General features: G+C 36.3%; 6 protein-coding genes. 5 read left to right on the forward strand and 1 reads right to left on the reverse strand.

Going from position 1 to position 7,139, the window contains the following annotated elements:
• The 5 genes from HHH54_RS11415 to HHH54_RS10715 form a co-directional block, all read left to right on the forward strand.
• The coding region (locus tag HHH54_RS11415) for an E domain-containing protein (protein ID WP_198618784.1) at positions 1–1,082 on the forward strand (1,082 nt) is incomplete at its 5' end.
• 224 nt (positions 1,083–1,306) lie between these two features.
• Positions 1,307–2,671 carry a YjiH family protein gene (locus HHH54_RS10700; RefSeq protein WP_198618785.1) on the forward strand — a complete coding sequence of 455 codons (1,365 nt, stop codon included), beginning with the start codon at positions 1,307–1,309 and terminating at the stop codon, positions 2,669–2,671.
• A 228-nt stretch (positions 2,672–2,899) separates the two neighbouring features.
• On the forward strand, positions 2,900–3,805 hold the full coding sequence (gene rocF, locus HHH54_RS10705; RefSeq protein WP_198618786.1) for an arginase: 906 nt from the start codon (positions 2,900–2,902) through the stop codon (positions 3,803–3,805).
• Between the two features lie 149 nt (positions 3,806–3,954).
• Entirely contained in the window at positions 3,955–5,778 is a 1,824-nt protein-coding gene (locus HHH54_RS10710) for a cation:proton antiporter (RefSeq protein WP_198618787.1), read from the forward strand.
• A gap of 54 nt (positions 5,779–5,832) precedes the next feature.
• Positions 5,833–6,987, forward strand: a complete 1,155-nt coding sequence (locus HHH54_RS10715; RefSeq protein WP_198618788.1) for an NAD(P)/FAD-dependent oxidoreductase — start codon at positions 5,833–5,835, stop codon at positions 6,985–6,987.
• Between the two features lie 61 nt (positions 6,988–7,048).
• On the opposite strand, the gene HHH54_RS11590 is transcribed toward HHH54_RS10715, so the two are convergent.
• Positions 7,049–7,135, reverse strand: a complete 87-nt coding sequence (locus tag HHH54_RS11590; protein WP_432813794.1) for an IS3 family transposase — start codon at positions 7,133–7,135, stop codon at positions 7,049–7,051.
• Positions 7,136–7,139 lie beyond the last annotated feature (4 nt).

Here is a 7,139-nt window from a genome sequence, read left to right on the forward strand (position 1 = left end):
CAGGAGAAGAGAAAGTTGTTCAAGAAGGTGAACCAGGAGAACAAACAACAACGACACCAATTTTCGTGAATCCGATTACAGGAGAGAAAGTCAGTGAAGGTGAACCGACAACAGAAGTAACGAAAGATCCAATTAACAAAATCATCGAATTTGGCGGAGAAGAAATTCCACAAGGTCATAAAGATGAATTTGATCCGAATATCCCAGTGGGAGAAACGGAAGAAGTACCAGGTCGTCCAGGAATTAAAAATCCAGAGACAGGAGAAATCGTTACTCCACCAGTGGATGACATCACAAAACATGGACCTAAAGAAGGTAACCCAGAGGTTACAAAAGAAGAGATTCCATTTGAAGTTGAACGTCAATTCAATCCAGATTTAGCACCAGGAGAAGAGAAAGTCGTTCAAGAAGGTGAACCAGGAGAACAAACAACAACGACACCAATTTTCGTGAATCCGATTACAGGAGAGAAAGTCAGTGAAGGTGAACCGACAACAGAAGTAACGAAAGATCCAATTAACAAAATCATCGAATTTGGCGGAGAGCTAATTCCACAAGGACATAGAGATGAGTTCGATCCGAACTTGCCACCAGGAACGAAAGAAGAAGTACCAGGTCGTCCAGGAATTAAGAATCCAGAGACAGGAGAAATCGTTACTCCACCAGTGGATGATATTACTAAGCACGGTCCTAATAAAGATGTACCAATGCCACCAAAAGAAGACCAACCGGCACCACCGAAAGAAGATACACCAAAAGATAAGCCAGGCGAAGACAAGCCAATGCCACCGAAAGAAGATACACCGAAAGATAAACCAGGTGAAGACAAGCCAATGCCACCGAAGGAAAATCCAGATGGTAAAGTTAAAGAGCCATCAGTAGAAAAACCTTCAGATCGTATTAAAGGTGATGATAACCAACCTGAAAAACCAGGAATGAAAGCAGATCAAGAGAAAGGTAAAGCATTACCTGAAACTGGTGGAGAAGATGCTCATAATGCGACTATCTTTGGAGCATTGATGACATTATTAGGTTCTGTCGTATTGTTCAACCGTCGTAAAAATAAAAAAGATCAATCTTAATCGTTTGATGTAGAATTTAAGCCACCAAAACGCATGATGTTTTGGTGGCTTTACCTATGATATAGAGGTTTAAAAAGTATAAAATATGATAAAAACAGACGTAATCGCTTGTCATATAAAATGTTTTGCATCTACAAATTTCGTTATATTAAAATTATTTCAACTTTTTTGTAAGTTTATGGTAATATTTATGAAAAGGCTTACAAACAAGGGGGACTTTTTATATGGAAGGCTATTCACGAAAGGAAGTTGTGAGTGGCAGGTTAAAGTTTATTATTATGTCGTCACTCGGTATCTTTTTATTTTTATTACCGTTGTCGATTAATGGTAGTACAACATTGCCTGTTGCATGGCTTGCAAGTCAGACTAAAACATTATTAGGTGATGCTATACCAATTATGATTGTAGCAATCATCACAATTTCTGGTTTTTTAACATTATTATGTAGTACGGTTTTACGTCAGCGTCTAGATCGTCAGCGTCAATTATATCAAACGTTTGCGGTGACACCAGTATGGATTGTTATTAGGTTGCTTGGTGTTTTAATTGTATGGTGTGTGTTTTTAAAAATAGGTCCTGAATTTATTTATTCTGAAGACACAGGAAGTTTAGTGTTTGATGGCTTATTGACCACGCTTGTGACGATATTCTTTTTTGCAGGGCTATTCTTACCATTATTAATTTCGTATGGTCTACTTGAGTTTTTTGGGCCAATTTTCAGACCTATTATGCGTCCATTATTTAAATTACCGGGACGATCTACTGTTATTAATTTGGCATCGTTTTTAGGGGACGGTACGATTGGTGTCATGATAGCCAGTGAACAATATGGAAAAGGCTATTATACGCGTAAGGAAGCGACGATTATTGCGACGATGTTTAGTGTTGTTTCAATTACATTTGTGATTGTTATTGCAGAAACAGTAGGCTTGTCACATCATTTCTATTATTTTTATTTAACAGTGATTGTCTCATGTATGGTGTGTGCTATTATCATGCCAAGAATGTGGCCAATTAAAAATATCGAAGACAGTTTTAAAAATAATAAAATGCATGAATCTTTAAAAGAAGAAAACTTAGGAGACCGAAATGCGATTGCATATGGTTTTGAACAAGGCACTATTCAAGGTATGAAAGCGCCGGGAATCGTGCAGTTTTTAAAAGAAGGAATGAAGACTGTCATTGATATGTGGTTTGTTGTACTTCCTGTTGTAATGACAATTGGTACAATAGCGACAATTATCGCAACCTATACACCTGTGTTTAAGATTCTAGGTATTCCATTTGTGCCGATATTTGAATTGCTTCAAATTCCAGAAGCCAAAGCAGCGTCAGAAACAGTGCTTATTGGATTTGCGGATATGTTTTTACCATCCTTATTGATTGAAGGTGCTTCAAGTGATTTAACACGTTTTGTCGTTGGTGCACTCAGTGTGAGTCAATTGATTTATCTGTCAGAAGTTGGTGGTGTAATTCTCGGTTCTAAAATACCAGTGAGCCTATCAAAATTATTCGCAATTTTCTTAATTCGGACGATCATTACTTTGCCAATTATTGCATTAATGGGGCATTTATTATTCACTTTTTAGTGAAATAGCTTAAAAATTGAAATGTATAATACAACTCTATTTTATGCATCATACTGAATATAAGACCTTTAATTCATTATAAATATTCGATAATCATAATAAAGTTAATTTTTAAAATAATAATAGATTCAGTTAATACTTGATTTATGAATTTTGTAAAATTACGCTTAAATTAATAAGCATCTTAGAATCATAAAACATTACTTTAAACTGAAGGGGAGAAATGAGATGAATCAAACAATCGAAATTATTGGTGCGCCAACAACTTTTGGCCAAAAGAAATTAGGGGTAAATTTTGGTCCGGATGCGATTCGTTATGCAGGAGTGGTTGAGCGTTTAAAACAAATTGGTCATGAAGTGATTGATAGTGGCAACGTCAAAACACCAGAGATCAATTTGGAGAAATTCTTTTCTAAACAAGAAGGATTGCAAAACTATGAGGAGATTTTAACGTTTTCTAAAACATTACAAGAAAAAGTATCCGAAAGTATTTCTAACAATCATTTTCCTGTTATTTTAGGTGGCGATCATTCGCTCTCTATTGGGTCAATTGCAGGAGTGAGTGCCCATTATGATGATTTAGGGGTAATCTGGTATGACGCGCATGGTGATTTGAATTTAGCAGAAGAGTCGCCATCTGGTAATGTTCACGGTATGCCGTTACGCATTTTAGCAGGAGAAGGGGACGAGCAACTTGTGAATGTTGGAGGACATGGCCCTAAAGTAAAACCTGAAAATATCGTATTAATTGGTATGCGTGATTTGGATTATGGTGAACGTGATTATATTAAAAAGCATAATATAAAAACATATACTATGGCGGATATTGATGCGCTAGGTATCGAACGTGTCATCCATGAGAGTGTAGATTATTTAAAAGACAAAACAGATGGCATTCATTTATCATTTGATGTGGACGCTTTAGATCCTTCTGAAACACCAGGTACAGGGACAAAAGTGATTGGTGGATTAACATATCGTGAAACGCACTATGCTTTAGAATTATTGCAAAAGTCGGGTCTGATTACGTCATTAGATCTAGTAGAAGTCAATCCCTTATTAGATGAAGGAAACCGTACAGCTGAACAGGCCGTGTCAATTTTAGGTTCGTTCTTTGGCGAAACGTTATTATAGTAGATTCTGGAAATTTAACATTGTTTAAAGTATGATGACGTATCTTTAGGTGCATGCCCAAAGGTACGTTATTTTGATTGTTCGTGCTCTACATCATTCGATAATATTGCTATAATAAATGACGTACGAGACGAAAGTGAGGAAAGATTATGAATATTGAGTTACCCTTCATGTTATCTGTAGCTTTATTTCTCGCTCTTGGTATTTTGAGTCAGTGGGTTGCGAATGTCTTAAAGTGGCCTGCGATTGTTGTGATGGCGATTGTCGGTTTGTTAGTTGGACCGATATTAGGCCTAGTCAACCCTCAAGCGCACCTCGGGGGAGATATTTTTAATGCCATCGTCTCTCTTGCTGTTGCTTTCATATTATTTGAAGGGAGCAGTAATCTTGATTTTAGAGAGTTACGTGGTGTTTCTAGAGCGCTTATTCAAATATTAACCATTGGCGCTATGATTTCTTGGTTTTTAGGCATGCTTGCACTACATTTTATTTTATCGTTTCCATTATCTGTATCTGCGGTGTTATCAGGGCTCTTTTTAATTTCAGGACCAACTGTGATTCAGCCCTTATTGAAACAAACCAAAGTCAAAAATAACGTAGATACAATACTGAGATGGGAAAGTATCATCCTTGATCCAATCGGACCTATGATTGCGTTAGGTCTCTTCTTTATCGTCTTCTTCGTCAAACAAGATGTCGGCTTTCAAGTGATTATTGCCTTTATTTTAAAACTCATCGCTGCTGCAATGTTAGGTGTAGTGGTTGCATATCTATTTAAATGGCTCGTTGAACAAAATCACATTTCCCAAAAATTAGTTGCGCCTTTACAATTTGTGTTTGTATTACTTATTTTCAGTTGTAGTGACTTAATTTTAAAAGAATCAGGTTTGTTGACGGTAACAGTTTTTGGATTATGTATGGCCATTTTTAAACGTGGTGACTTTATGTATAGCGAACCTGAACACTTTATTGAGCATGCGTCGATGATTCTTGTATCTACAGTGTTTATTTTAATCACATCGTCTTTAACAATTGATGTATTAAAAGCAACATTTAATGGTTGGCTCGTATTATTCTGTTTAGTTATGATTTTGTTCGTACGCCCGATTTCGATATGGATTGCAACGATACGTACAGAAATTTCAACACAAGAACGTCACTTTTTAAGCGCAATGATGCCCAGAGGTATTGTTGTATTGACCGTTGCGGAATTCTTCTCGACATTATTTATTGAGGCGAATGTGCCACAAGCTGAATATATTACGTCTGTGACATTCGGTTTCGTATTTGTAACTGTAGTTTTTTATGGCTTTGGCTTTAAAACGATTGCACAACGATTTAACGTTTCAAGCAATGAACCTTCAGGCGTATTACTTGTTGGCGAAAGTCCATTCTCCAATCAGTTAGGACAAAAACTTCAAAAACACAATATTCCTGTTATGACATTTTTACAACAACAAAATGGTCAAAGTGAAGCAGAGATATTGGGGTTTGAAACATTTGATGGGAACTTACTTGCACGTCACGAACGCATTTACGCGGATTTAACGCGTTATGAGTACAGTTTATTGTTAACATCTTCACTGATGATTAATGCGTATGCTTTTACAGAGCTTACAGATGAATTTGGTCTGAAGAATGTGTTGATGGTTGATAGTGCAAATCATCAAAAAAATATGAAGTATCGTGTTGGGAAACAAATTTCAAATCATATTTTATTTAGAGAAGGCGTGTCATACCAAAATTTAAATGATTACCTTAAACAAGGTGAAATTGAGGAAATTGATGCGTCAGAACAAGAAACCATTACAGATGAGGATTTATTACTCTATTATATTGATGAAGATGGTGAAGTCACGTTCCAGACGGTGAATAACGCATTACTTGGAGCTGAAACGGGTATATATGGTATACTGAAGCAATTTTATACACGTGTACAACCGACACGTGTGAATGAAGCGAAACAATTGTAATTTGAGAGACTTCGGTATAAGTTGAAAGTAACATCAAAAAATGGAGGGATTTGAATGGTTGAAAAAGTAGTCATCGTTGGTGCATCAATCGCCGGCAGTTTTGCAACATCTGCATTAAGACGTAATGGATTTGAAGGGGATATTACACTGATTAGTGCAGAAAATACATTACCTTATGATAAGCCACCCCTTTCAAAAGAATGGATGCAAGATAAAGAGGATGAGACACCACCAAAACTTAAAAAAGATTCATATTATGAAAACAAAAACATCAATTTAGAGTTGGGAGTCACAATTAAAGAAATTCAACCTGATTCAAAAGTGGTTGTTGCTGAAGATGGACGTGAATTTCCGTATGATAAGTTATTACTTGCGACAGGAATGTCTCCAAGAAAACTATCAACAATCAATAATGATTTAGAAGGCGTTTTATACTTAAGAACATTTGAAGACGCTTTAACATTAAAACGAAAAGCAAAACAAGTGAAGTCAGCAGTCGTTGTTGGAGGCGGCTTTGTTGGCTTAGAAATCGCAGCATCGTTAAGAGAATATGGTGTTGACGTGACTGTTGTACAACGTGGCAATACACCACTTAAAAAAGTTGTCGGCGAAGAGCTTGGCACATACATTAAAAAATTACATGAAGAAAAAGGTGTTACATTTATCGATGAGGATGAAATCGCTGAAGTTAAAGGCGATCAACGTTTAGAAGAAGTTGTCACAAAAGGCGGAAAAACGATTCCAGCTGAACTTTTACTCATTGGTATTGGTGCAACATTTAATGATCAATTAAAAATTGACCAACTTAAAGCAGAAGACCAAGGTTACATTATTAATGAATACGGTGAAACGTCACTTGAAGATGTTTTTGCAGCAGGTGATGCGACAATTTGGCCATTTAAAGGCGAACACATTCATGTGGAACACTGGGAAAATGCCTTTAACCAAGGTAAATCCGTTGCCAAAAACATCATTGAACCAAAATCAAATGCATATAATGTCGTACCGTATTTCTGGTCTGATCAATACGATGAAAACTTCGAATACGTCGGTCATGCTGTAGATTGGCATGATACGAAAGTTGAAGGAGATTTCGACTCTGGTAAATTTGCAGTCACATATTACAATGAAAAAGAAGAACCACTTGCAGTATTTTGGTCTAATGGTTATAAAGACCGTGATGAAGTTGAAGCATTATTAAAACCTTAATCATAATAAAAGGGGCGTTATGGAATGTAGTGAACCCAAAAAGTTGAACTTTTTGATTAAGCTATTTTCCTAAGGCAAGATTTCTGTATTCAACAGGAGTCTTGCCTTTTAAATTTACTTTTCTTCTTACGTTATTATAGTAATTGATATAT

Source organism: Staphylococcus canis (assembly GCF_016238445.1).
Taxonomy (GTDB): Bacteria; Bacillota; Bacilli; order Staphylococcales; family Staphylococcaceae; genus Staphylococcus; species Staphylococcus canis.